This is a genomic window from Salinibacterium amurskyense, assembly GCF_002797685.1.
Taxonomy (GTDB): Bacteria; Actinomycetota; Actinomycetes; order Actinomycetales; family Microbacteriaceae; genus Rhodoglobus; species Rhodoglobus amurskyensis.
Map to the genome: position 1 here is coordinate 1160057 of NZ_PGFH01000001.1, position 24495 is coordinate 1184551.

A 24495-nucleotide genomic window follows, 5' to 3' on the forward strand; every position below is an offset into this window, starting at 1 on the left:
CCCTGATGCCTCGCCTTCGTCCGTTCCGAGCTCTCTCCGTTGCGCTGCGCGTGGTGCGGCTCACCGACCGCGGCAGCGCCTTCGTGGTGCTCGGCGGGCTAGGGCTTGTGGCGGGCTATGCGGCCGGTATGCCGATTCTGTTATATGCCGGATGCTTCGCCCTGGCCTTGCCGCTGATGGCGGGGGTGCTCGTGCGTTCTCGAGAGTCCTCGCTGGCCGTCGCGCGTCAATTCGCGTTCCCTGTCGTGGAGGCAGGCACCACTAGCCGGGTCACGCTGCGAGTCGATAATTATGCGCGCACGGGTCTTCGCGGGGTGCACTGGGCTGATGGTTTGCCCTGGCAGCCGTGGGCGACAGCAAGTGGCTGGTTGCCGCCGCTGTCAGCTCGAGTGGGCGGGCTCAACCAGCGCAGTGCCGCACAACTCACATACTCTCTTACCCCGCGCGATCGTGGCATCTTTGAGATCGGCCCGCTCTTGCTGCAGAGCATTGACCCGCTGGCGTTGGCTAATGGCACCTGGAGCGTCGGCGGTGTCACCGAACTAACCGTCACGCCGCGAGTCGTCGCTTTGGCCCAGTCAGCATTGCTCGCTCAGTCGGGCGACGGTGATGCTCGGGTGCTTCAGCGACGGTCGGCCGGTGACGACGACGACGCGATGACGCGGGAGTACCGCCGCGGCGATGCGATGCGCCGGGTGCACTGGCGAGCATCCGCCCGCCACGGCAGCCTCATGGTGCGCCAAGAGGAGCAGCACAGTTACCCCGAGGCCCGCATCATCGTGGATACCCGCCTGGCGGGATACCCGGATGCTGGCCGCAACGAATCCGTGCGCCTCTCGAGCGGTGCGATCACCGCAGCCGCTCGCAGCCCGCGTTTCGAGTGGATCGTCAGCATGCTCGCTTCTGCCGCCGTTCAGCTCAAGCGCGAAGGCTTTCTCGTCGAGGTCATCGAAACGGGGCCCTCCCAGCTGGCGGAGGCGTCGATCGTGCACCGGAGGGCTGCTGAGGAACAAGAGTTCCTGACCCGCCTTGCTACGTTCGGGCCCGTCGAAAGTGCGCCGGGTTGGTGGGGTGAACCGGTGCCGAGCACGAGTGCGGGAGGCCCCGTGCTGGCGCTCGTCGCGCATCCTGAGCCTGAAACGGTGGCGTACTTGCGACGACAGGCGCTTGCCGGCGTCCTTGCTGTTGCGTTTGTGGTGGAGTCGTCGTCGAGCTTCGGAGATTTCGCGCGCACGGGTGACCCGGCGCGGCAGCCTGTTGCTGATGAACTGCGCGATGCCGGGTGGAAGGTCATTGCGGTGCAGTCGTTCGATGATGTCGCCGAGGCATGGACGTTGTTCGTTGCGGAGTCGAGGGCACACCGTGACAACAACTGAGGCGAGCCGCGCTCGTAGTTTGCGCGCTCACGAACGGCGCGTGCGCATCTGGTCGCTGAGCGGCACGCTCGCTCTGGCGCTTGGGGTTGCGGCGAGCAGTCTGGGCGAAGTGCTCACCGAGGGAGCGTGGTGGTTCCCGTACATCGGCGTCGTAATCGTGGTGCTTGCCGTCGCTGCCGTGGCTCACACGCTCATTGCGCGCGCCTGGATCGGATCGCTGGTGGGGGCCGCGGTTGGCCTCGCGACCCTGACCCTGTTCTTTGCGCCCACTACCGCAATCGTGGGCATCATCCCCACCCTCGACACCTTCGATCGTTTTGGCGCGCTGATTGCGCAAGGCCAGTCGTCAATGGAAAGTCAGCGGTTTCCTGCGGATGCCGACACCGGCATTGTCTTTCTGATTTGCCTCGGTGCGGTGGGGCTCTCTGTCGCGATGGATGCCATTGCCTTCGTGCTGCGGAGACCGGCGCTGACGGCGCTTCCCCTGCTCATCATGCTCGCCGTTCCCGCTTTTGTGCGCAGCGAGCTGCACGACGCGTTCGGCTTCGCGGTGACGGCTCTCGCCTATGTCGGCATCCTGCTCGTCGCAGGGGAGCGAACGACGGTGCGTGCCGCATGGCCGGTAGTGGCAAGCGCGCTCGTGCTGGCGCTGATTGTTCCCGTGCTCTTGCCGAGCGTTGATCCGGGGGAGTCATCGACGAGTGCGACGGGCCTGATCTCTACCGGTGTGAACCCGATCCTCAACCTGAGTAACGATCTGCGGCGTGACTCTGCGCTGCTCGCGCTGACCTACTTCTCTGACGAGGGTGACGAGTACCTCAGAGTGGCTGCGCTCGATGAGTTCAGCGACGAAACGTGGAGTCCCTCCGAACGTGAGCTCGACGACGCAAACACCGTCGACGAGTTCGCTCCCGCCCAGGGGCTCTCTGATGAGGTGCCTCGAACCGAAAACGTCATGCAGATTCAGATTCAGCGGTTGCGGGGCAAGCTGCTGCCGGTACCGTACGCCGCCACCAGCATTACGGATGCCGGGCGCGGGTGGGTGTGGGAGCCCGAGGGCCTAACGGTGGCCAGTTCGTTCGCGAACTCCAAAGACGCGAACTACGAAGTGTCGTACATCACGCCAGCGCCTACGATCGAGCAGTTGGAAGCGGCACCGACCGAATTGCCGGCGGGATTCGAAAAGTATCTGGCGCTGCCGGAGTCGTTGCCGGCTGTCGTGGCCGAAACTGCTCAACAAGTGGCGGGGGCCGAAGCGACGCGCTTCGACCAAGCCTTAGCCCTTCAAAAATTCTTCCGCAACGGCGATTTCACGTACTCCGAAGAGGCACCCGTCGCCGAGGATTACGACGGTTCGGGCGCCGAAGTACTCGGCGAATTCCTCTCCGCCCAGAGCGGCTACTGCGTGCACTTCGCCTCGGCGATGGCGGCCATGGCTCGCAGCCTCGACATCCCTGCCCGCGTGGTCGTCGGCTTTACCCCGGGTCAGCGTCAGGTGAACTCAGAGACGGATGAGGTGCGCTACGCCGTCACGACCGACAACCTGCATTCGTGGCCGGAGCTTTATTTCCCGACCGTCGGTTGGGTGCGTTTCGAGCCGACAACCTCCGTCGGCAGTACACCGCGCTTCGCGCAAAGCGTGAACGACGATCCGAGCACTCCGGATGTCGACGAGTCGAAGCCTGAACCCACCGCCACTCCCACCGCGAGCGCAACACCGGGAGCTCGCCCCGACGCGCCGCGTGATGACATCCCCGACAACTCGACCCCGGGTGAGACTCAGATTTCACCGTGGTGGTTGCTGCTGCTGGCCATTCCGTTCTTGTTGGCGATTCCCGCCCTCGTGCGGGCCGTCCGTCGCGGTCTGCGACTGCGGGCAGTGGGTCGCGGAAACGTGGCTCTGGCGTGGAGAGAGATTTGCGACAGTGCCGCCGACCTCGGGGTGGCAGTCTCCCGCAACGCCACTCCGCGCCAACAGTACGAGCAGCTCGCGGCTCAGCTCGGCCTCGTCACCTCGGGCGCCGATGCGGCGAGCTCGTCGAGCTCGGCGTCTTCTGCTCTGGCCGCCGTGCTTGCCGCTGTGGAAGCATCCGCGTTCAGTCCGCGCCCGCACCCCGTGCGCCGCGAAGCCGTGACCAGCGTGCTGGCTTCGCTGCGGTCATCCGCCGGCTGGAAGGCCCGGGTCGCGGCGACTCTCGCGCCCCGCACGGCATTCGACCGCTAGTCAGCGACTACGCCGGGCTGAAGCCGATCACAGGCTTGCCCGTAACGGGATTGCGCAGGATGGATGCCGTAACGCCATACACATCAGCGATGAGCTGTTCGGTCAGCACGGTTTCGGTCGCGCCCGCCGCCACTACGCGACCGTGGGACAGCACGATGATGTGGTCGCAGTAGCTCGCCGCGAGGGAAAGATCGTGGAGGGCAGCCAGCACGGTCACGCCGGTGCTGCGCAGGCTCGACAGCAGTTCGAGCACCGCCAGCTGGGCGGCGATGTCGAGGTGGTTGGTGGGTTCGTCAAGGGTGAGGAGTTGCGGCTGTTGGGCGAGCGCCCGCGCCAGCATCACGCGCTGCTTTTCACCGCCGGAGAGGCTCTGAAACTCGCGCTCGCGGAACGCAGTCATCTCAACCGTCTCGAGGCTCGCTGCGATGATGGCGGCAGATTCGGGGGAGTCGGCCTCCCACAGTGACTGGTGCGGCAGGCGGCCGAGCGCGACGACCATTCCCACGGTGAGGGAGGTGTCGGTGGTGGCGTCTTGTTCCACGAACGCGGCGAGGCGAGCGCGTTGGCGGCGCGGCATCCCGAGCAGATCGTTGCTGCCGAACGTGACGCTACCCGCGGCGGGAGTCTGCACGGCGGTGAGAGCACGAAGCAACGTCGATTTGCCGGCACCGTTCGGCCCAACGAGCGCACTGAGGGAGCCGCGAGCGACCGTGCAGTCGACGTCGTCGATGAGCAGCGTGCCGTCGGTGGTGACGCGGATGCGCTCGGCGACAAGGCCGCTGTCGTCGCCGAGGTTGCTGTGGTTATGGAGGCTGGCGGCGCCCATGCTGTCGCCCACGTTGTCGTCGCTCATGTTGAGCTCTTTCGCCGCGTGAGGAGGAACGCAAAGATGGGGGCGCCGATCATCGCGGTGACGATGCCCACGGGAATCTCGCGAGGATCAAAGAGGGTGCGGGCAAGAGTGTCTGCCCAGACGAGAAAGACAGCACCGAGGAGGGCGCTGAGGGGGAGTAGAGCGCGATGGCCTGGCCCCACGAGCAGCCGCACGGCATGCGGCAGTATCAGCCCCACAAAGCCGATCGAGCCGCTCACCGACACCATGGCACCCGTGACGAGAGCGGATGCCGCCAGCAGTCCCCAGCGGGTGGCGCTAACGTTCACGCCGAGCGACGCTGCCTGCACGTCGCCAAAGGCAAAGGAGTCGAGCAGACGGCCCGTGAGCATCACGGGGATGCCGATCACGATGATGGCGACCATCGTGATGCCGACGGCGGGCCAGCGCGCTCCGCTGAGCGAACCCAGCAGCCACGAGAGCACTTCGCGATACGAGTCGCCCGTGACGCTCCAGAAGATGACAAAGCTCGTGATGGCCGAGGCGAGTGCCGAGACGGCGATACCCGCCAAGACGGTGCGCGACGGCGTGATGGCCCCCAGCGACCCCGCGAGCAGCAGCGTCAGGGTGAGAGCGAGCAACGCTCCCACAAAGGCCGCGAGCGGCAGCAGCACGGCGGCGCCCAAAAGCAACACCGAGACGGCGCCGAGCGCAGCGCCCGACGACAGCCCCAAGAGGTACGGATCGGCGAGCGGGTTACGCGTAATCGCCTGCATCACGGCACCGCTCAACGCGAGTCCCGCGCCCACCGCAGCAGCGGTCAGCACTCGCGGCAGTCGCAACTGCCACACAATGCCATCCCGAAGCTCGCTCAACGGGCTCACCCCGATCCCGAGATGACTCCCGATCGACCGCCACACTTCATCGAAGCGGATGTCGGCAGGGCCGATCGTCACCGCCACCGTGATCGACACCAGCAGTGCGATCGCGAGGGCGGTGCCGAGAGCGAACGGAGAAACTTTAGCCATCAAGCTCCGCAATCTGGGCCGACAAACTGGCGGCAGCTTCAACACTGCGCACGCCAGCCTCGCTCGCCGCGAACGGCACCACGAGGTAACGGCCAGCTTTCACAGCACTGAGGTTAGCGGTTGCAGGGTTGGTCTCGAGAACTTCGATCTTCTTGTCTGCAGAGTTCCAGTCGGCATCCACGAGCACAATGAAGTCGGGGTCGGCGTCGACGACGGCTTCCCAGTTGAAGGGAGCCCACGTGGAGTCGATGTCGGCAGCGATGTTAGTCAGCCCGACGGTGTCGAGCAACAACTGCGGTGCTCCGATGCCGGCGCCCACATACGGGGTGTCGGAACCTGACGAGAACCACAGCGCGGTGCGGGAGTCGCCATTCGCGTCGACGGCAGCAAGCTGAGCGGCCTGTTCGGCGAGAAGAACGCTGGCATCCACACGGAAGATCGACGCCACTGTTTCGATGTCGCTGAAGACATCGTCGAAGCTCAGCTGAGCGGGCTGCTCGGCACTCTGGCACGCCGAGGGCGCTACGAAGGTGTTGATGCCCAGAGCGGTCAGATCGGCGCGCTCGCCGGCGCCGTCTGCGCTGAAGGTTGATTCCCACCCGGCAAAGACGAGGTCGGGTTCGAGATCGAGCACGGCTTCTTCGCTCGGTACGCGCTCGGCGATCGAGGTGAGGCCGGCAGCGTCGGATGCCCACTGCTCGGGCACGGGACCGTCCTGAAACGCGGTGCCGATGATGCGATCGCCCAAACCGAGCGCCAGCAGCATTTCGGTGGTCGATGACTTGATCGTGATGACGCGCTCGGGGGCTGCATCGAAACTCACGTCAAAGCCGCAGTTGCTGAGGTCGACGCTCTGCGCGCTGGCATCGGGGGAAGCGGTGGTTTCGGGCGTTGCGGTGGCACAGCCGCTCAGGGCAAGAGCTGACACTGCGAGAAGTGCAGCGCTGCGAACAACGGTGCGACGGGTACTCGTGCGGTGAACGTCGGGGCGAGCAGCGAAAAGGGAACGGGTAAGAGCAGACATGGGGCCTTTCGAGAAACGGCGAAGTGGGCGCGAGAATGCGCCACGAAAACGAAAAAGTGTTTCAAGAAGACCGGAAGCCCAATCCTGGGCAAACCAACCACGCCATACCAAGCGCACGGGTCTGTCGCACCAGTCTAGAGAGGCGCGGATGCTCGTGCCTACACCGACCCGCACACCCGTGGCCGCTCATCCGTGGGTCGGGAGACTGAGCGATCGCTGACCGGGGGCGACAGCAGGGCCTTCCCGGGGGTAGAATTGCCGATCGTGTCTAGAATCAACGAGAACCCGTACGCCGTGATGGTGCGCGAGCTCATTCACCGTCCCGGTGAGATGAGAGAGCACTCCATCAATGTCGTCGTACCCGAAGCCTTTGGCAACGCCGTTATTGCGGTGCCGGCGGGGTCTCAGCTGACGATCAATGGCCGTTTCGAATCGCTTCATGACGGAGTTTTAGTCGACGCTGTTGTCTCGGGACAAGCTCAAGCAGAATGCGTTCGATGCCTCATTGACGTCACGATGACTGTCCGGGTCGAGTTTCAGGAACTTTTCGCGTATTCTGAGGACGAAGCTTTCGACTACACGGTTATTGACGAGCATGTCGATTTAGAACCTGTAGTGCGGGATTCGGTAGTGTTGTCACTTCCGTTCCAACCGGTCTGTCAAAAAGATTGTCTCGGCCTGTGCCCTGAGTGTGGGGTTCGGTTGCTCGATAATCCAGGACACGAACACGAAGCGCCCATCGATGCCCGCTGGGCAGCGTTGGCCGGCCTCCAAGACTTCACGCAAGACTCGCACGACCACGACTTGAACGACACGAACGATTTCCCTGAGACCCAAGAAGAAAAGAGTTAGTCATGGCAGTACCGAAGCGCAAAATGTCGCGGGCCAGCACCCGCATGCGCCGCGCCCAGTGGAAGGCAACCCCTACCGCTCTCGTTAAGACCGTTGAGAACGGCAAGACCGTTTACAGCCTCCCGCACCGCGCCAAGGTAGTCGAAGACTCCGCCGGCACCCCCCTGTACATGGAGTACAAGGGCCGCAAGGTCGCTGACGTTTAACTAGTCTCCACTTACTCGGGTCGAAAATAGCGATGACGGGCTCCAGCTCACCTGCTGAGCTCTCCGCTGTGCTCGGGGTCAACATTGATCCCGATTTGCTCACGCTTGCGTTGACGCACCGTTCTTTTGCGTACGAAAACGGCGGCATCGCGCATAACGAGCGACTCGAATTTCTTGGTGACTCAATTCTTGGCCAGGCAGTAACGGTCAAGCTGTATCGCGATAACCCGGAGCTTGACGAGGGAGACCTTGCCAAGCGCCGGGCTAGTCTCGTTTCTTCTGTAGCTCTTGCCGAAATCGCGCGCCTCATTGGTCTTGGCGCGTTCATTCGCCTCGGCAAGGGAGAAGAGCAAACGGGCGGCCGTGAAAAGCCGTCCATTTTGGCAGACACCGTTGAGGCGATCATCGGTGCCGCCTATCTCGACCTCGGCGGGGACGAAGCCACAGCGCTCGTCCTCCGCCTCGTCGCCCCTCTGCTGGCCGATCCTGCACGGTTCGGCGCGGCGATGGATCCCAAGACGAGCCTTCAAGAGCTCGCCGCCCAGATCGGGCGTGGGGCTCCCGACTATCGCATCGAAGATAGCGGCCCCGATCACTCCAAGCGTTTTCACGCGAGTGTCTGCCTAGACGACGAAGTAATTGCGACAGGTGTCGGCTCCAGCAAGAAGCAAGCCGAAATGGCCGCAGCGCTCGAAGCCTGGACCATCCTCCAAGCCGCAGCGAAGTAACCGGCGTGCCCGAACTTCCCGAGGTTGAGGTTGTGCGCGCAGGGCTCGAACCGGCCGTTACCGGCGCGACTGCGGCATCCGTCACCGTTTTTGATGAGCGCTCTCTGCGTCGCCATGAGGGGCCAAGCGAAGACTTTGTCGACCGTCTGACCGGCCGCACCTTTCTGACGCCTCAGCGCAGGGGCAAGTTCATGTGGCTTCCGCTCGCTGATAGCGCTGAGGGTCGCGGCGAAGCGCTCGTCACGCATCTCGGCATGAGCGGGCAGGTGCTTCTTCGCGATCGGAGTACGGATGACCGGCTCACGCGCATCCGCATCGAACTTGATCATCCTGACCATGGCGCACTGCGCCTCAACTTTGTCGACCAACGTATTTTCGGCTCGATGGCGATCGATAGCATGCTGCCCACCGTTGATCAGCCCGCTTTCGCGGTGCCGAGCCAAGTGGCGCACATCGCGCGTGATCCGCTCGACCCCTTCTTCGACGATGCCAAGTTCTTACGGTCGCTGAAGGCCAAGCGCACGACGGTGAAGCGGGCGCTGCTCGATCAAACCCTGATCAGCGGGGTCGGCAATATCTACGCCGACGAAGCGCTCTGGGCCGCGCGGGTGCACTACAACCAGCCCACCGACACCCTCAGCCGAGCGAAAGCCGTGCTGTTGCTCGCGGAAGTGCGGGCGGTGTTCTCCAAGGCTCTAGCCGAGGGCGGCACGAGCTTCGATACGCAGTACCTCAACGTGAACGGTGAGTCGGGATACTTCGCGCACTCGCTTAACGTCTACGGCCAGCAGGGGCGGGCGTGCCCGCGCTGCGGTCGCGAAGTCGTGCGTGAGAGCTTCATGAACCGCGGCTCGCACTTCTGTAAGTTCTGCCAGCGCATTCGTGTGACTGCAGCTCGCTAGATCGCCAATGCCGGCAATCTAGCGAGCGCGTTTTAGCCCCAGGTGCGTGCGTCACCGTTGGTGCGGTAGTCAGGCCAGGGGAGATCGATCGGCGGCTGGAAGTCCACCGGGAGCAGGGCGGGCATCGGTTCGTCAGCGACGCGCTTGTCGAACTCGTTCTTCGCCTCGGCGAGGAGTGAGGGGTCAACCAACAGGTCGATGAACGTGCCAGCGACGGTCTTTCCCGCAGTCTCGATGGTGGGATCGATCGTCTCGGGGATACCGCCGAGAGCATTCATGACCCACCCCGGGTAGGCGCCCTTGCCTGGCGCAGGCTTGAGCGCGGGGCGTGAGACATAAAAGCGAACCGTCGGCGCGTAGTGCGTCATTTCGACGTAGTCGTCGCTTGTCCAGTTCTGTTGCCACGGTGCGAGGTGTTCGCGCAGAGCTTTTTCGGCGTCCTGCGGGGTGATGAGCTGTTCGCACTCGTCGAGGAACGGCTTCTCCATGGCGTCGAGGCCGAGGTTGCGCTGAATCTCTTGCGCAACAGCGATCGCGTCAGCGCCGTAGCTCGGAGCGCCCACCGCTTCGAGGTTGTTGTACAGAACGGTCGACATGGCGTGGTTGGTGCGACCGGGGCGGCTGCGTGCCACCCACGTGGTCTCAACATCGCAGTGCGCCATCGCGCCGGCGTGCTCGGCGTTACGGTCGAGCACCGCGAGCACGTGCTCTGCCATCTCGATGTTCGGGGTGCGCCACGAATACTGGATGCGGGCGACGCGCGCCGGCAGATTGTCGGCAGTCGCTTGGCCGTCAAGCAAGATCGCGTCGCTGAGACTCCACCCTCCAAAGCTCGGGAGCATGGCATCCTGCATGATGCGCGACGAGGTGTACATCGACATCAGCGCAACGTTGGCACCGGGAGCACGCGCTGCGGAGTGCGAGGCTGGGATGGGGGAGTTGGGGTTGGCGTTGAGCTGCCACGACTCCGGCTCATCGCAAATGAAGGTATAAACCTTGCTGTAATACGCACCGCACTGGGTGTCCCAGCGAGCGGTGTTGCACAGCGGCAGCATGTAGAAGGGGTGGAAGCTCACGATGGCATCCACGTTGTCGTAGTAGCCGCGCAGGCCGTGAACGACCTTCGAGCCGTGCATCTTTTCGGCTGGCTCGCCCGTGTACTTGAGGGTGCCGGGGATGCTGTGCTCCTCCATGGCGTGCTTGGTGGCGAGCAGCCCGGCAAGAGTAGAAATGCCGAGCGCGGAGTGCGGGTCGGTGTGACCGGGCGCGAAGCGACTCATGCCCTCGCGGCTGTCTTCGGTGACGGATGCCGACTGGTTGTTGCCGGGGACCGCGTCGTATTCGGCGTAGCTCAACATCGTGGGGCCACCGGTGCCGTTGGTCCACTCCGCGCTGAAGGCGGTCGGCATCCCGGCCGAACCTTCTTCAACGGTGAAGCCCTCGGTGCGCAGCAACTCGACGTACCACTGAGCTGAACGGAACTCGCGCCAGGCCGGCTCGGCGAGCTGCCAAATGTGGCTGTGCCACTCTGAGAGGCGAGGCATGTTGTCATCCACCCACGTGCGGGCGGTGGCTTTGGCGTCGGCGGCGAGAGCGAGTTCTGTCATGTCGTGATCCTTGAACTGAAGAGAAGAGGTGAAGTGGTGAGGTGCGTTGCTGCCCGGCTGGCCCGCGGGCCGCAGTGCTAGCTGTCGGAGGCTTCGAAGATGCTGAGCGGCACGTGAACGAGCGCAAATCCTGGCGTAGCAATCGCTTGAGCGACGGTCTCCGTGAGTTGCTCTGGTTGAGTGACGGAGAAACCGTGACCGCCAAAGGCCGCTGAGAGCACCGACCAGTTCGGTTGCGCCAGCACAACTCCGACGGGAGTTATGCCGCGGTCGCGTTCGTTCTGGTTGATTTCGGCATAACCGCCGTTGTCAACGCACACGATCGTGACATCGAGGCCCTGCTCGATGGCAGTGATGAACTCTTGAACGGCGAACATCAGCGCACCATCGCCCAGAACGCAGACCACGGGACGATCGGGCGACGCTACCTTGGCGCCCAGCGTTGCCGGGAGACCGTAGCCGAGGGTCGCGTAGGCAGGCGTGTAGAGGAACGAGTGCGAGGTCACCTGGCGAACGACGCTCGCCATCCCGAAGTAGGTGATCTGCGAGGAGTCACCCGCGACGATCGCGTTCTCGGGGATCGCCTCGTTGATCATGGTCGCCACTCGGTGCAGGGTTGGCGAGACCTCTTGAGCCTCACGAACTGCGGTAGCGCGCACCGTGTCGAGCTCTGCAGCTGTTGTCGCGTTGCCCGTGATGGTGCGCGTAGCCAGAGCGTCGCGCAGCTGGCCAACGATGACCGCGCTGTCTCCAATCAGACCGAGATCGCTCGCGACGTTCTTGTTGAGTTGCGATTCCAAGACATCGATGCGGATGACCGTGCCGGCCGGCTCGATGACGCCGCCCCACAGCTCCGCTTCGCCCAGCTTCGAACCGATGATGAGTACGGCATCCGACTGGTTAATCAGTTCGTGGATGACCGGCAAACGAATCTCGGAGGCCAGCGACAGCGGGTGCGTCTCAGGGATCGACGCCTTGCCGTTGAGCGTTGTCACGACGGGCGCATTCAGCGATTCGGCCAGAGCGGTGAGCTCGCTGCCGATACGGCTCGCACCGCCACCCGCGATGATGACGGGATGCGCGGCAGCGGCCAAGATCTCGGCGGCGCGTTCGACGGCACCGGCATCAGCGGCGGCGCGGGCACGCTCGGGGCGGGCCCGCAGCAGTTCTTCCGGGCAGTCGCTCGCCGACTCGAGCACGTTGAGAGGAATCTCGATGTGCACGGGGCGCGGGCGACCGTAGCGGAACAGCTCGAAGGCGTCGTGAACGGCGGTGACGGCATCCGTCGCGCTCGTGACTCGACGGCTCCACTCCACGATGGCGCCAGCGGCACCCGTGGAATCTTTCGTTTCGTGGAGGGCGCCGTTGTCGGCAAACTCACTGCCCTCGGCGACGCCGGGGGAGATGAGGATCATCGGGCGGGATTCGCAGTACGCGGTGCCCGCGCCCGACAGAGCGTTGAGCAGGCCGGGGCCGGAGGTGGTGATGACGACACCGGGCAGGCCGGTCTGCTGCGACCAGCCATCCGATCCGTAGCTCGCTCCCTGCTCGTGACGAGTGGTCACGGGGTGGATGCCGAGCGCGCTGAGGGAGCGGTACAGCTCAAGGTTGTGGGTGCCGGGGATGCCAAAGATGGTGTCGATGCCGTAGTTGCGCAACACGGTCATCAGCGCCAGGCCCGCGTTGTTCACGTCCACTCCCACGGCGGAGGCGGTTGCGGCAGCGTCAGCGCTGTAGTTGTCGTTGCTGGTCGTAGTCATTGCCGTGCTCACTTCTCGTCGGTGCTGTACTGGCGAACGCCATCGACCCACGTCTCGGCGACGGTGATCGCACCGATCTGAGCGCATTCGGTTTCAAAAATGTCAGCGGTCAGCACGGCAAAGTCAGCGCGCTTGCCGACCTCGAGGCTTCCCAAGTCATCTTCACGCCCCAGCGAGTGGGCCGCGTTGATGGTGTGTGCCCGCAGCGCTTGCTCGCGGGTGATCGCGAGGGAATCGGGGCCGAGCTGAGTGCCGCGGCGCGTGATGCGCGTGGTCGCCGCCTGAATGGCTTCCAGCGGACGCGGGTCTGCAACCGGGGCATCCGAGCTGATCGTGATCGGAACGCCAGCCGCAGCGAATTCGCCGAGAGGGTTGAAGCGCTCGCCGGGAGTCCCGATGGCCTGTTCGACGCCTTCACCCCAGTTGAAGTGGTGCTGCGGTTGATTGACGGGCCGGATGCCGGCTGCCGCCATCCGCTTAATCTGGCCGGCGGTGGGCAGGCCGCAGTGTTCGATGCGGTGCCGGGCGTCACTCGTGGGGTTTTCTGCCTGCGCCGCTTCAATCGCGTCAACGACCATTTCGATGGCGGTGGGGGACTGGGCGTGGGTTGCGGTCTGGAGACCGACGGCATGAGCGCGGCTGATGAGCGCCTTGTAGTCGGCGGGGTCGTGGTAGAGCTGGCCGGTGCGGCACGGGTCTCCGACGTAACCGTCAGGGAAGTACGCGGTCCAGCCGCCGAGAGTGCCGTCGGCATAGAACTTGATGCCCGAGAAGCTCAAGTGGGCGTTGCCGAAGGCGCCGTGCATCCCGGTTTCGATTGCTTCGTCGAGCAAGTGCGAAAGCAGGTACATCGAGATGCGGGTCTTGAGCTGGTTTTGTTCGGCGAGACGCAGGTAGGTGTCGAACTCGCGACGGGAAACCTGAGCGTCACCAATAGTCGTCACGCCGCCCTCGAGGAAGGCGTTCTGTGCCACGGCGAGCTGGCGCACGTGCTCGGCGGGGGTGTCGGCGAGGTGGAAATTGGGGCCGTGGTGGCCGACCTTCACTCCACCGAGGCCGGTAAGAATGTTGCAGGCGGCATCCGAAAGCTCACCCGTGAGGTCGCCATCGGCGTCGCGGAAGAACTCGCCGCCCTGCGGGTTTTCAGTCTCGCGAGTGATGCCAAAGAGTCCGAAGGTGTAGCTGTTGACGACCCCGCCGTGGCCGGAGGCGTTCATGAGGTACACCTCGCGGTCGAGGGCGACTTCGTCGAGTTCAGTGCGGTGCGGATGGCGCTGTTCGGCAAGATTGCGCTGCTCGTAGCCATAGCCACGAATCGGTTGTCCCTCGGGAACGGTGTCGGCCGCGGCCTTCAACAGCGCCACAATCTCCGGGATGCTCGAGGCTTTGTCGGGCCCGCAGTCGACCCAGCTCATCATCTGACCGAGCATGAGCGGATGAGCGTGCGCATCGATGAAGCCGGGCACAATCACCTGGGTTCCAAAGTCAACACGTGCAGGCGCCGCTGGTGACAGTGTCGCGGCTGCGGCGAGGCACTCGTCAACGGTTCCGGCGGCGGCGACCGTGCCGGCGAACATAAGAATGGCGCTCACGACAGTGTTCTCGGCATCCAGAGTGTGGATGGCTCGGGCGGTCACCACCGTGGGGGTGAAATCGGAAAGTGGCACGTCAAAGGCCGAAAGCTTGCGCATGAGTACTCCGGTGAGGTTCTTAGTGAGTGGAGGTTGAGGGTGCCGGTAGCGACACGAGAGGAGTGTCGGGGGTGCCGGTTGAGGCCCACGAAACAACGTTCTGGGCCTGCAGGCGCACATACTCTGCTTCGCTGCGGCCAGAGAAGTAGGCGATGTGCGGCGTGATCAGAGCCCGGGGATGACCGAGGAGCGGATGCTCGGCGGTCGGCGGTTCGACATCCAGCACGTCGAGGCCAGCGCCGGCGAGGTGACCGCTGTCGAGGGAGGCGCGGAGGGCGGCGCTGTCGACAAGTCCGCCACGGCTCACGTTGATGAGGTACGAGAGCGGCTTCATCGAGCTGAGGAAGTCGGCATCGACCATGTTCGCGGTGTCGTTCGTGAGCGGCAGGTGCAGCGACAGAACGTCGGACTGCGAACGGACAGCGTCAGCATCAACGCGGCGAACTCCCGCTGCGGCGAAGCGCTCGCGAGTCTCCTCGGTGTCGGGAATAAACGGGTCGTAGCCGATTATCTCGCCGAACAGTGGACGCGCGAGTTCGGCGAACTTCATGCCGATCCGGCCCAGGCCCATGAGGCCGAGCGTGAGCTCGCTCAGACGCGGTTGCACGAGAGTGTCCCGCTCGTTCCAGCGATCGAAAACGACCGCCTGTTGCGAGAACGTGATGCCACGAGTCAGGTGGAGTGCCATCGCCAAGGCGTGCGTTGCGACCTCTTCGGTCGCGGCGCCGACGATTGTCGTCACCCAGATTCCGTGTTCGGTAGCGGCATCCACATCGACGTTGTCGAAGCCCATCGACATGAGAGCGATGACCTTGACCGAGGGCATCCGCTCCATCATTGAGCGAGTGATCTGGGCGTAACCAACGAGCAGTGCGCTCGCGCCTGCTGCGCCAGCGACGATTGCTTCAGCATCCAGAGAATCGAGGTAGCTGACCTCGAAACCGGCAGCGCTGAGAAGATCGCGGCCGGCCGAGAAGTCGGTGCCATCAAGGTCGGTGTAGACGGCGCGAAGCTCGTCGCCGCTGTTAGTGGACATGGCTCAAGAACTGCTTCGTGCGCTCGTGCTGCGGGTTCTCGAAGAACTCGGCCGGCTCGGCCTGCTCCACGATCACTCCGCCATCGAACAGTGTGACCTCGTCAGCGGCCCGACGGGCAAAGCGCACCTCGTGGGTGACAACGATCATCGTCATTCCGGCGGCAGCCAGGTTCTCCATTACCTCGAGAACTTCGCCGACCAGTTCGGGGTCGAGGGCGGATGTCGGCTCATCGAAGAGCATGACGTGCGGGTTGAGAACGAGAGCGCGAGCAATCGCGACGCGTTGCTGCTGGCCACCGGAGAGCTCGGAGGGAAAGTGTCCGTCGCGCTCGGCGAGCCCGACCTTGTCGAGAATCTCGAAGGCACGCTCGCGAGCTTCGACCTTGCCGACTCCCTGCACATCAGTGAGGCCGAGAGCCACATTGTCGAGTGCGGTGAGGTGGGGAAAGAGGTTGAACTTTTGGAAAACCATGCCGATATCGCGGCGCTGCACGGCGAGCTTGCGCTCGGAGTGGTGCGCGATGCGACCGTTGGCGTCGGAGGCACCGATGCGTTTTCCGTCGAGCAAGATCTCACCAGCATCGGCGGGCTCGAGCAGCGCCATCAGGCGAAGCATCGTAGATTTACCCGAACCCGACGGCCCGAGAACCGCTTTGACTTGGCCCTTGTTCACGGCGAACTCGACACCCTTGAGTACTTCGTTGCCGTTATAGGCCTTGTGGAGGTTGGACACCTGGAGGGTAGGCACGGTGGCCGGAGTCTCGTTGCTCATGCTTACTTCTCCTTGGGAACGGTGGCGAGGGCGCGGGTGTTGAGCGAGAGAGGCGACGTGCTCTTCTTGAGACCTCGCGAGGTCCAGAGGAATCGTCTCTCGATGCGGCTCTGAATGATCGTGATGATCGAGACGATGACGAGGTAGTAGATGATTGCGACGGCGTAGTACTCGGCGTAGCGGAAGGTGATGTTGACACCGACTTGCGCGGTCGTGAGCAGCTCTTTCAGCGAGATCACGGATGCCAGCGAGGAGTACTTGATGAGGCCGATGAACTCGTTACCGGTCGGCGGCAGCGCCGTACGGATCGCTTGCGGCAAGATCACCTTGCGCATAACGGAGCCGGGCTTCATGCCGAGGGCGCGGCCGGCAAGTTCCTGGCCGTCATCCACGCTGCTGAGGGCTGAGCGGATGATCTCGGCCATGAATGCCGCTTCAACGAGGCCAAGACCGATGGAGGCTGCGATGAACGGGGTGTACCAGTCCGAGCGCAGGGCTGGAATGATCTGGGGCAGGGCGTTCCACATGATGAGCAGAACGAGCAGTGCGGGCAGAGCACGGAAGAACCACACGTACAGGTGGGAGGGACCTCTCAAGTAAGACTTTTTGGAGGTGCGACCGACGGCGAGAAAGAAGCCGAGAACGGTGGCGATGACGAGCGAGAATGCTGCGACGCCGATCGAGGTCAGTGCGCCCCAGAAATAGGCCGGGTTGACGAGCTGCTCGAAGAAGATTGTTGGATCGAAGATCATGTGGTGTGACTCCCTGGTTGTGGGTGGTCACGCGAGGTGACCACCCACAGTCGAGTGTTCTTAGTAAACGTCGACGATCGACGCGTCGAGGTTGTAGTCGGCGGCGATCTTCGCGAGAGTTCCGTCGTCGTAGAGCGCACGGAGCGCTTCAGCGATGGCGGGGCTCAGCTCGCCGTCCTTGGGGGTGAAGACTCCGAACGTGGTGTCGGGGTCGAACACGCCGTTAGCTACGGCGAGAAGGCCGTCGTTCTGGGTCGCCATGTAGGCGGCTGCAACGTTGGTTTCAACGAGAACGTCGGACTTGCCGTTGATAACGGCGAGTACGGTTTCGGCCGTCTTGGGGTACTCGGTGTTCGTGATCGGTTCCTTGCCGGCATCAACGCAGTCGTCGCTGAGCTTCTGAACACTCACGGAGTTGCTAGATGCCGACTGGGTAGCAACCTTGAGCCCGCAGAGGTCGTCGCCCTCTTTCAACTTCGCTGCGAGGTCGGGTGCTGCCAGTGCGGCGGGGCCAGCGTTCATGACGGCGGCGGCGTCGGCAATTTGCAGACGTTCCTCGCTCATGTAAAGCCCGCCGAAGATGACGTCGCACTTGCCGGACTGGAGCCCGGGCATGAGGCCGTCGAACGAGGTCACTTCAAACTTGGTTTCAACACCCCAGTAGTCCGCTACAGCGCGGATGCCGTCGGCGTCGAAGCCGATGATGTCTCCGCCGGTGGAGTCGGCGTAGTACTCAAGGGGAGCGTATTCCGGGTCAATGCACGCGGTGAAGGTGTTCGCGTTAACGAGGCCTTCGGGTGCGTTGGACGAAACGGCGGCGTCGGTGTCTGTTGCAGAGTCTGTGCCGGCGGCACAGCCCGTCAACAAGGCTGCTACCGAGATGCCGGCGGCGATGCCGATGATCGATTTCTTCATTGTTTCTCCTGTGGCTGCAGAGCGATTCACCCGGTGGAGGTGCTGGGAGGGTGACTTGGTTCTGACCATTGTGTTCATACCCGGGGGTGTTGTCAATGCATATTTGCACTCAGGCAACCAATAGGACGCAAACTTGTAACAAACGAGTGTGAATAATGCGATGAATCTGGGTTTATTGCCCAATATTGTGACAAAACGCTACGGTTCGGGGCGGTGCTGGGATAGTCTGGCCGCGTGGACCAGTTAACCGAGCAATCTTTCGCAATCTTGCGCCACGACGGCAGAACGTCGTTTAGCGATATCGCCCGCCAGCTCGACACCAACCGGGCCAGTATCGCTAAGCGCATCAACCCGTTGTTGCAGTCCGGCGACATCCGCATTATTGCTGCCGTGCATCCGCGTCTCTTGGGGCTTCACGTGCTCGCGCACCTGTCGATTCAGACCGAGGGGGATGCCGGGCAGCTGGCCGAACGCATCTGTCAGTTGAACTCGCCGGTGTTCGTTTCTGAGCGCACGGGAAAGTATCAACTGATCTCGGAGCTCCACACCACAACCATGGCGGAGCTCCACGATGAGATTCGGGCGATCCGTGCTTGCGAGGGAGTCGTTGACGTTCAAGTGCTCGTCTACGAACGCACGCTCAAGAGCTTCTTCTTGGGCGAAGAGCCAGCCTTGGCTGACCTGCCGATCGACTCGACCGACCTCAAGCTCATGGAATTACTCCAGCAAGACGGCCGTATGGGCTACGCCGAACTGGCCGAGGCCGTCGACTTGTCAATCAGCGGATGCCGCACCCGCATCAACCGTCTGACCGAGACAGGGGCGATGCGCATTGGACTCATGCGCCAGCGCACCGACATGACATCGCACCTCACCTTCGGCTTCGGCTTTATCACCCAGGGGGACTTGGAGCCTCTAGTGCGGCTCATCGACGAGCAGGCCGGGGTCGAGTTCATGGCACGCACGATCGGTCGCTTCGATTTCGTCTCCACCATCTCGTTCCCCACGCTGGGTGAGTTCAACGACTTCGTGGCAGCGCTGCGTGGACTCGCTGGAGTGACGTCGCTAGAAACCTGGCTGCACGCCCGCATCCACAAGGAGCGTTACCAGCACAGCCTGCACCGCATCCGCGAAGGCGCCGCAGTGCTTGCCGATCGCGCTGCAGTCGCAGCCCCCTAAGTTCGAGGGCGCTGCCGCGCGCTAGCGCAACTCTTTCTTCCACGCGCCTTCGTACCCGATAGGAACGAACCCGACGGCTTCGTTCACCGAGAGCATGGGGCGATTCTCTTCGGCGTTGTAGGTGATGACCGAGGGATGCCCCGGCGCGACGCGTTCGAGGTGGGCCAGATTCAACACCTTGAGAAGGTTGCCGAGGCGGTGACCGCGATGTTCGCCGAGCACGATGGTGTTGTCTTGGAGCACCGCGAGTTCGAGCTGTTGCGGCACCATCAGCGAGGTGTAAGCCACGAGTTCGCCCGAGGCAATGTGCTCGATGGCCGCGTAGACCGCTGTCGCCGTGCCTTCGAGCAGCCGCTGATCTTGTTCGTTCACGCGCTCCGCGGTCCATACATCCTCGGGTGGTTCGAGGCCCGCGCTTGGTTCATCCGTGCTCATGCGGGTGTAGAGCAGTGCAAGGTCATCGCGCCACTTCTCCGGGCATGGTCCGGCCCACTCATGCACGGCGTAGTCGCGACTGCACCGCTTGATCGCGTCATCCACCAAAGAGTGCAACCCCGGAACGGGGAGGGGGAGTCGGCTTACCCGCTCAACCTGCTCAAAGCTGTAGCGATGCGTCCCGAGAAACTGAGTTCCCGCGGCGTCGCGCGGAACCGCACCAAAGCCGGTCGGGGCGGCGAGCAGCGCACCCTCGCTCGGGAGGCTCGACACATATACATGAACTTTGCGTTTGCCCGCATCCGCCGCGACCTTCTCGAGCTCGGTAAGTAGCCGGCTGCCGATACCGCGGCGCCGATAGTCGGGATGCACGTAGGCGTTGATCCACGCGGTATCCGCTTCGTCTCCCACCTGTGTGGCGTAGTCGCCGCGGCCGACGATGCGGCCCTTGTCGCGGGCGACGAGCATCCTGCGCTCTTCGAACGTACTGGGCTGCCAGATAGCAATCTCGACAACCGGGTCATACGCCAGTTCGGGATACGCCTGCACCGTCTCGTCGGTTTGATTACGCAGGGTGTTGGCGGCGGTGAAGTCATCCGAGCCGTCAGCGGCAAGGGCACGGGGAATCTCGAGGGGTGAGATCTTGATCTCTGACATGAGCGCACCAATCTGCGGGGGTAAGCGCTACGGAGGTAGCCGACCAGAATACGCTGCGACTCCGCCGCGCGCTAGAGGTGCGGCCCGTGTGCCGCCGAGTGTCACCGGCGGCCGGGCGCGGCGCGACACCTGCGCGGCAGAACGGCCGGGCCCCGCGCATCCGGTACCGTATAGCAAGGTTCTGACCAGCAACTTGGTCAGAGATTTGACCAACGCTGAGACCAGCAACGACCGGGCGGTGACGTGTACCTCAAGAGTTTGACCCTCAAAGGGTTCAAGTCGTTCGCTCAACCGACCACTTTTGCGTTCGAACAGGGCGTGACGTGTGTCGTCGGCCCCAACGGTTCGGGCAAGTCGAATGTGGTGGATGCTCTCGCCTGGGTCATGGGTGAGCAGGGTGCCAAAACTTTGCGCGGCGGCAAGATGGAAGACGTCATCTTTGCCGGAACCGCCACCAAGGGTCCGCTGGGTCGCGCCGAGGTCATTCTCACGATCGATAACGCGGATGGCGCGCTGCCGATTGAGTACAGCGAAGTCACCATCAGCCGCACCCTGTTCCGCAACGGCGGCAGCGAATACGCGATCAACGGCACCTCATGCCGCCTGCTCGACGTTCAAGAACTCCTGAGCGACTCCGGTCTGGGTCGCGAAATGCACGTCATCGTTGGCCAAGGCCAGCTGGATGCGGTGTTGCACGCCAGCCCTGAAGACCGTCGCGGTTTCATCGAAGAAGCCGCCGGCATCCTCAAGCACCGTCGTCGCAAAGAAAAGACGCTGCGCAAGCTCGACGCGATGCAGGCGAACCTCACGCGTCTTTCCGACTTGGCGGGGGAGATCCGTCGCCAGCTCAAGCCCCTAGGCCAGCAGGCCGAGATCGCCAAAGAGGCAGCCTCGATTGCTTCGATCGTTCGGGATGCGCGCGCTCGCCTCCTTGCCGACGAAGTCGTTGAACTGCGCTCCAGCATCAACGACTTCAGCCGCAGCGAGAGCGAACGCAAAACGCAGCGCATCGTGTTGCAAGAGCAGCTCGACCAGAACAAGTTGCGCGAAGCCCGCCTCGAACAGGCGCAGGTCGGTGACGACGTTGATGAGGCGCGTCGCGTGGCCTTCGGCCTCGAATCGGTGCAAGAGCGCCTGCGCAGTCTGTACACGCTCGCCAACCAGCGCCTCTCGCTACTCGGGCAGCAGAGCGATGCGCCCGTCTCCAACAACAGCGTCAGCCAAACCCTCGTCGACGAGGTCAATGCTGAAGCCGATCTTCTTGCCGCCGGTGTCGCGGATGCCGAGAAGGCCGTCGCCGCTGCTGCTGCCGCAACCGCCACAGCGAAGGCTGCGCTCGACTCGCTCGACGAAGAAATCGCCGCGCAGAGTGCGCTCGTGTCGCGTCACGAGTTGGAGAGCGCCGGGCTCACCGCTCGCGTTGAAGTCGCCACCTCCACTCTGACCGCAGCCCAGGGTGAACTCGTGCGTCAGCAGCAGGCGCTCGCCGAAGCGCAGGCTCGCCGCGAGGCCGCTCAGGCTGAGTTCGAAGCGCTCGAAGCCGAGGCCGGCAACTCCACGATCGAAACCGATGGCTCGCTCGACACCGCGTACGAAGCCGCCGAAGCGAAAGTATCGAGCGTTCAGGCAGAGATCGAAGCCCTGCGCGAAGCACTCCACACCTCCGAGCGTGAGCGTGATGCGCTCGCCGCCCGCAACTCAGCGCTGTCGCTTGCGGTTGATCAGAAAGATGGCTCCAGCGCTCTCGTCGCGGCTCAGCTCTCGGGCATCCGCGGTCTCGTTGCTGAGCACGTCAAAATCACGCCCGGCTACGAAGCGGCGATCGCTGCCGCTCTCGGCACGCTTGCGGATGCCGTACTCGCCGATGACCGCGATTCGGCCATTGATGCGCTGGCCGAGTCTGCCTCGCGCGATTTCGGTCGCGTTGAAGTGGTTGTGGCCAACGCCGCGAAGCAGAGCGTATCGCTCGGAACGGCGGCCGGCACCGTGCCCGCCACCGACGTCGTCACCGCGCCTGATGGCGTTCACGGTCTCCTCACTCACGTGCTCATCGCCGACGATCTCGAGGCTGCTCGCGCCGCCTACGGATCGCTGTCGAACGCCGCCGACCTGACCTTCGTCACTCGCGACGGCGACGTACTCACTCAGTTCGTGCTGCGCGGAGGCTCTGGCGCCAAGCGTTCGCGCCTCGAACTCGTCGCCGAGCGGGATGCCGCCGCCGACAAACTCGGTGTCGTCACGACCCAGATTGAGCGCACGAGTTTCGAGCTCGACGAGAAGCGCCGTGAACTCACCTCCGCCAAGGCCGATGCCGAAGCCGCTCTGGTTGCCCTGCGCGAGTATGACGCCCAGCTTGCCGCGCAATCCGAATTGCTTGGCCGCCACCGCATCCAGGCCGAAGCAGCCCAGGCCGAGTGTGACCGCCTAGCCCGCGCGGTCGACGTTGCCGAAGAAGCGGTAGCCGACGCGACCACCGAAGTGGCTCGCGCGCAAACCGCGGCAGACAAGTACCAGGCTGCTCCGCGCCCCATGCTCGACGTCTCCGAACGCGAACCCATGCTGGCCGAAGTGGATGCCGCCCGGGCTCGCGAAGTCGAGCTGCGCATTCAGATGGAGACCATCCGCGAGCGGGTGCGCGCTGAGCGTGCGCGCGCCGAACAACTCGCAGCCCAGCTCGTGCGCGAGCGCGAAGCAGCGCAAGAGCAGGCCCGGCTGGCCGTTATTCGTCAACGACAGATGGCATCCGCCACCAAGGTCGTCGAGATGTTGCCCGCGGTGCTCGATTCTGTTGATCGTTCCCTATCGGAGGCACGCGTTTCGCTCGCCTCGAAAGAAGCAGAGCGCTCAGCGCAGAACGAAGAGCTTTCGGCATTGCGCCGTGAAGAGTCTGCGCTGCGTGAGCGTCTCTCGGCCGTCAGCGAAAGCGTGCACGGCCTCGAAATGCAGATCTACGAGAAGAAGCTGCATCTCTCGAGCCTGCTCGAACGATCGGGCGAAGAACTCGGTCTCGTCGAAGATGTACTCGTGGCGGAATATGGCCCCGAGGTGCCGGTTCCCGACGATCGCGTGAGCGACCCGAGCGTCGAGCCTAAGACGGCTGCTGGCGGCTCCAGTAGCGAAGAGCCCAGCGCCAGCGCCAGCGCCAACGACAACGACAGAGACAGCAACGTCCGCAGTGACGACAACATCGCTGACCGCAACGACAGCGCCACCGATGGTGACTCGGATGAGACTGCCGAGCCCGTGGCATCCGGTCGCCCCTTTGTGCGTGCAGAGCAGGAAGCTCGACTGCAGAAAGCCGAGCGCAAACTTGCTCGCTTGGGCCGGGTGAACCCGCTCGCGCTCGAAGAGTTCGACGCTCTCGAACAGCGTCACAAGTTCTTGACCGAGCAGCTCACCGACCTCACGAACACCCGCAAGGACCTGCTGACAATCATCGACGAACTCGATGACAAGATGCAGTCGATCTTCGCGAGCGCTTTCGAAGACACCAAGAACGCCTTCAACGACGTGTTCCCTGTGCTGTTCCCTGGTGGCACCGGCAGCATCTTCTTGACTAACCCGGATGACCTTCTGACGACAGGTATCGAGGTCACTGTGAAGCCCGCCGGTAAGAAGATCGAACGACTGTCTCTGCTGAGCGGTGGTGAGCGTTCGCTCGCTGCCGTCGCGCTCCTGATCGCGATCTTCAAGGCGCGCCCCAGCCCGTTCTACATCATGGACGAGGTCGAGGCCGCGCTCGATGACGCCAACCTGGGTCGCCTGCTCGCAATCTTCGAAGACCTACGCCAGACGAGCCAACTCATCGTCATCACGCACCAAAAGCGCACGATGGAAATTGCGGATGCTCTCTACGGCGTCAGCATGCGCGCCGACGGTATCAGCGCCGTTGTCGGCCAGCGCGTCGCCAAAGAGACCGCCTCAGCGGACGCGAGCTAGTCGATTCGCTTGAGCGGTTCGCCGTTCACGGTGTGCACGCACCAGCCGCTGTGCAGCTTCTCGACGGTGGAGACGGAACCGTTGATGATCTGGTCGAAGTCGCGGCCAGCCAGTTCCGACAGGGTGTAGCGAATGATCGTGCCGTGGCACACGATGATCACTTTCTTGCCGGGGTAATCGTGCGTGATTTCGTTGAGGGCAGCGATGCCGCGTTCCACAACGTTGTGCAGAGATTCGAGCCCCGGGTAAACGGTGCTGTTCGGCCAGCGCTCATCGATTTCGACCTTGGTGAGGCCTTCGCCTTCGCCGTAGTGGCGCTCGATGAGTAGGTCGTAGCTGCGGCCAAGCTCGAGGCCCAAGCCGTCGGCGATGATCTGGGCAGTTTCGCGCGCACGCTGCAGGGGAGAGCTGACAATGATGTCCCACTCGGAATCGCGCAGAACTTCAACGGCCTCCCGCGCCTGCTGGCGACCGGTGTCGTTGAGCGGGATGTCGCTGGAACCTTGCATGCGTCCGGCAGCGTTCCAGTCAGTTTGGCCATGGCGAATCAATGAGAGCATCCAAAAACCCTAGCGCGGTT

20 protein-coding genes are annotated in these 24495 nt (G+C 63.5%); 8 read left to right on the forward strand and 12 right to left on the reverse strand.

The features are described from left to right. Nucleotides 1–5 precede the first annotated feature (5 nt). Both CLV85_RS05505 and CLV85_RS05510 read left to right on the forward strand, forming a co-directional pair. Nucleotides 6–1376, forward strand: coding sequence for a DUF58 domain-containing protein (locus CLV85_RS05505; RefSeq protein WP_100388568.1), 1371 nt, complete (start codon nt 6–8; stop codon nt 1374–1376). Continuing rightward, complete coding sequence (locus CLV85_RS05510) at nt 1363–3600, forward strand: transglutaminase TgpA family protein (protein ID WP_100388569.1); 2238 nt, start codon at nt 1363–1365, stop codon at nt 3598–3600. Before CLV85_RS05505 ends, CLV85_RS05510 begins: the two co-directional genes overlap by 14 nt. Nucleotides 3601–3607: 7 nt before the next feature. On the opposite strand, the gene CLV85_RS05515 is transcribed toward CLV85_RS05510, so the two are convergent. The 3 genes from CLV85_RS05515 to CLV85_RS05525 are packed head-to-tail and all read right to left on the reverse strand — an operon-like array spanning nt 3608 to nt 6484. Beyond that, entirely contained in the window at nt 3608–4453 is an 846-nt protein-coding gene (locus CLV85_RS05515; protein ID WP_229820306.1) for an ABC transporter ATP-binding protein, read from the reverse strand. After that, on the reverse strand, nt 4450–5460 hold the full coding sequence (locus CLV85_RS05520; protein WP_100388570.1) for a putative F420-0 ABC transporter permease subunit: 1011 nt from the start codon (nt 5458–5460) through the stop codon (nt 4450–4452). Before CLV85_RS05520 ends, CLV85_RS05515 begins: the two co-directional genes overlap by 4 nt. After that, nucleotides 5453–6484 (reverse strand): putative F420-0 ABC transporter substrate-binding protein, encoded by a 1032-nt coding sequence (locus CLV85_RS05525; RefSeq protein ID WP_229820304.1) that lies wholly within the window; start codon nt 6482–6484, stop codon nt 5453–5455. The genes CLV85_RS05520 and CLV85_RS05525 overlap by 8 nt, the downstream gene beginning before the upstream one ends. Nucleotides 6485–6748: 264 nt before the next feature. On the opposite strand from CLV85_RS05525, the gene CLV85_RS05530 reads away from it, so the two are divergent. The 4 genes from CLV85_RS05530 to mutM are packed head-to-tail and all read left to right on the forward strand — an operon-like array spanning nt 6749 to nt 9172. Continuing rightward, complete coding sequence (locus CLV85_RS05530) at nt 6749–7336, forward strand: YceD family protein (RefSeq protein WP_229820302.1); 588 nt, start codon at nt 6749–6751, stop codon at nt 7334–7336. Nucleotides 7337–7338: 2 nt separating this feature from the next. Continuing rightward, nucleotides 7339–7542 (forward strand): 50S ribosomal protein L32, encoded by a 204-nt coding sequence (gene rpmF, locus CLV85_RS05535; protein ID WP_100388572.1) that lies wholly within the window; start codon nt 7339–7341, stop codon nt 7540–7542. Between the two features lie 32 nt (nt 7543–7574). Then, nucleotides 7575–8270 (forward strand): ribonuclease III, encoded by a 696-nt coding sequence (gene rnc / locus CLV85_RS05540; protein WP_100388573.1) that lies wholly within the window; start codon nt 7575–7577, stop codon nt 8268–8270. A 5-nt stretch (nt 8271–8275) separates the two neighbouring features. Beyond that, complete coding sequence (gene mutM / locus CLV85_RS05545) at nt 8276–9172, forward strand: bifunctional DNA-formamidopyrimidine glycosylase/DNA-(apurinic or apyrimidinic site) lyase (protein WP_100388574.1); 897 nt, start codon at nt 8276–8278, stop codon at nt 9170–9172. 32 nt (nt 9173–9204) lie between these two features. Here the strand turns inward: mutM and CLV85_RS05550 are convergent, their stop codons facing one another. The 7 genes from CLV85_RS05550 to CLV85_RS05580 all read right to left on the reverse strand — a co-directional run bounded on the left by CLV85_RS05550 (nt 9205) and on the right by CLV85_RS05580 (nt 17705). Then, nucleotides 9205–10779: a zinc-binding metallopeptidase family protein gene (locus CLV85_RS05550; RefSeq protein WP_100388575.1), complete on the reverse strand. Its 1575-nt coding sequence runs from the start codon at nt 10777–10779 to the stop codon at nt 9205–9207. A 77-nt stretch (nt 10780–10856) separates the two neighbouring features. Then, nucleotides 10857–12539 carry a thiamine pyrophosphate-binding protein gene (locus tag CLV85_RS05555; RefSeq protein WP_100389276.1) on the reverse strand — a complete coding sequence of 561 codons (1683 nt, stop codon included), beginning with the start codon at nt 12537–12539 and terminating at the stop codon, nt 10857–10859. 8 nt (nt 12540–12547) lie between these two features. Further along, entirely contained in the window at nt 12548–14230 is a 1683-nt protein-coding gene (locus CLV85_RS05560) for an amidohydrolase (protein WP_100388576.1), read from the reverse strand. A gap of 19 nt (nt 14231–14249) precedes the next feature. Then, complete coding sequence (locus tag CLV85_RS05565; protein ID WP_100388577.1) at nt 14250–15266, reverse strand: C-terminal binding protein; 1017 nt, start codon at nt 15264–15266, stop codon at nt 14250–14252. Further along, complete coding sequence (locus CLV85_RS05570; RefSeq protein ID WP_100388578.1) at nt 15256–16038, reverse strand: amino acid ABC transporter ATP-binding protein; 783 nt, start codon at nt 16036–16038, stop codon at nt 15256–15258. The genes CLV85_RS05565 and CLV85_RS05570 overlap by 11 nt, the downstream gene beginning before the upstream one ends. 2 nt (nt 16039–16040) lie before the next feature. After that, a complete protein-coding gene (locus CLV85_RS05575) occupies nt 16041–16790 on the reverse strand; it encodes an amino acid ABC transporter permease (RefSeq protein ID WP_100388579.1) in 750 nt (249 codons plus the stop codon). Between the two features lie 60 nt (nt 16791–16850). Next, nucleotides 16851–17705: a transporter substrate-binding domain-containing protein gene (locus CLV85_RS05580; protein WP_157847479.1), complete on the reverse strand. Its 855-nt coding sequence runs from the start codon at nt 17703–17705 to the stop codon at nt 16851–16853. Between the two features lie 234 nt (nt 17706–17939). Here CLV85_RS05580 and CLV85_RS05585 point away from each other — a divergent pair, with 234 nt between their 5' ends. Then, a complete protein-coding gene (locus tag CLV85_RS05585) occupies nt 17940–18884 on the forward strand; it encodes an Lrp/AsnC family transcriptional regulator (RefSeq protein ID WP_100388581.1) in 945 nt (314 codons plus the stop codon). Nucleotides 18885–18905: 21 nt separating this feature from the next. Here the strand turns inward: CLV85_RS05585 and CLV85_RS05590 are convergent, their stop codons facing one another. Further along, the gene (locus CLV85_RS05590; protein WP_100388582.1) at nt 18906–19976 is read right to left on the reverse strand and encodes a GNAT family N-acetyltransferase; all 1071 of its coding nucleotides are present in this window, start codon (nt 19974–19976) and stop codon (nt 18906–18908) included. A gap of 243 nt (nt 19977–20219) precedes the next feature. Between CLV85_RS05590 and CLV85_RS05595 the strand changes: the two genes are divergently transcribed. Further along, the gene (locus CLV85_RS05595; protein WP_100388583.1) at nt 20220–23915 is read left to right on the forward strand and encodes an AAA family ATPase; all 3696 of its coding nucleotides are present in this window, start codon (nt 20220–20222) and stop codon (nt 23913–23915) included. Here the strand turns inward: CLV85_RS05595 and CLV85_RS05600 are convergent. Beyond that, the gene (locus tag CLV85_RS05600; protein WP_100388584.1) at nt 23912–24475 is read right to left on the reverse strand and encodes a histidine phosphatase family protein; all 564 of its coding nucleotides are present in this window, start codon (nt 24473–24475) and stop codon (nt 23912–23914) included. The two genes, CLV85_RS05595 and CLV85_RS05600, sit on opposite strands and share 4 nt — an antisense overlap. Nucleotides 24476–24495 lie beyond the last annotated feature (20 nt).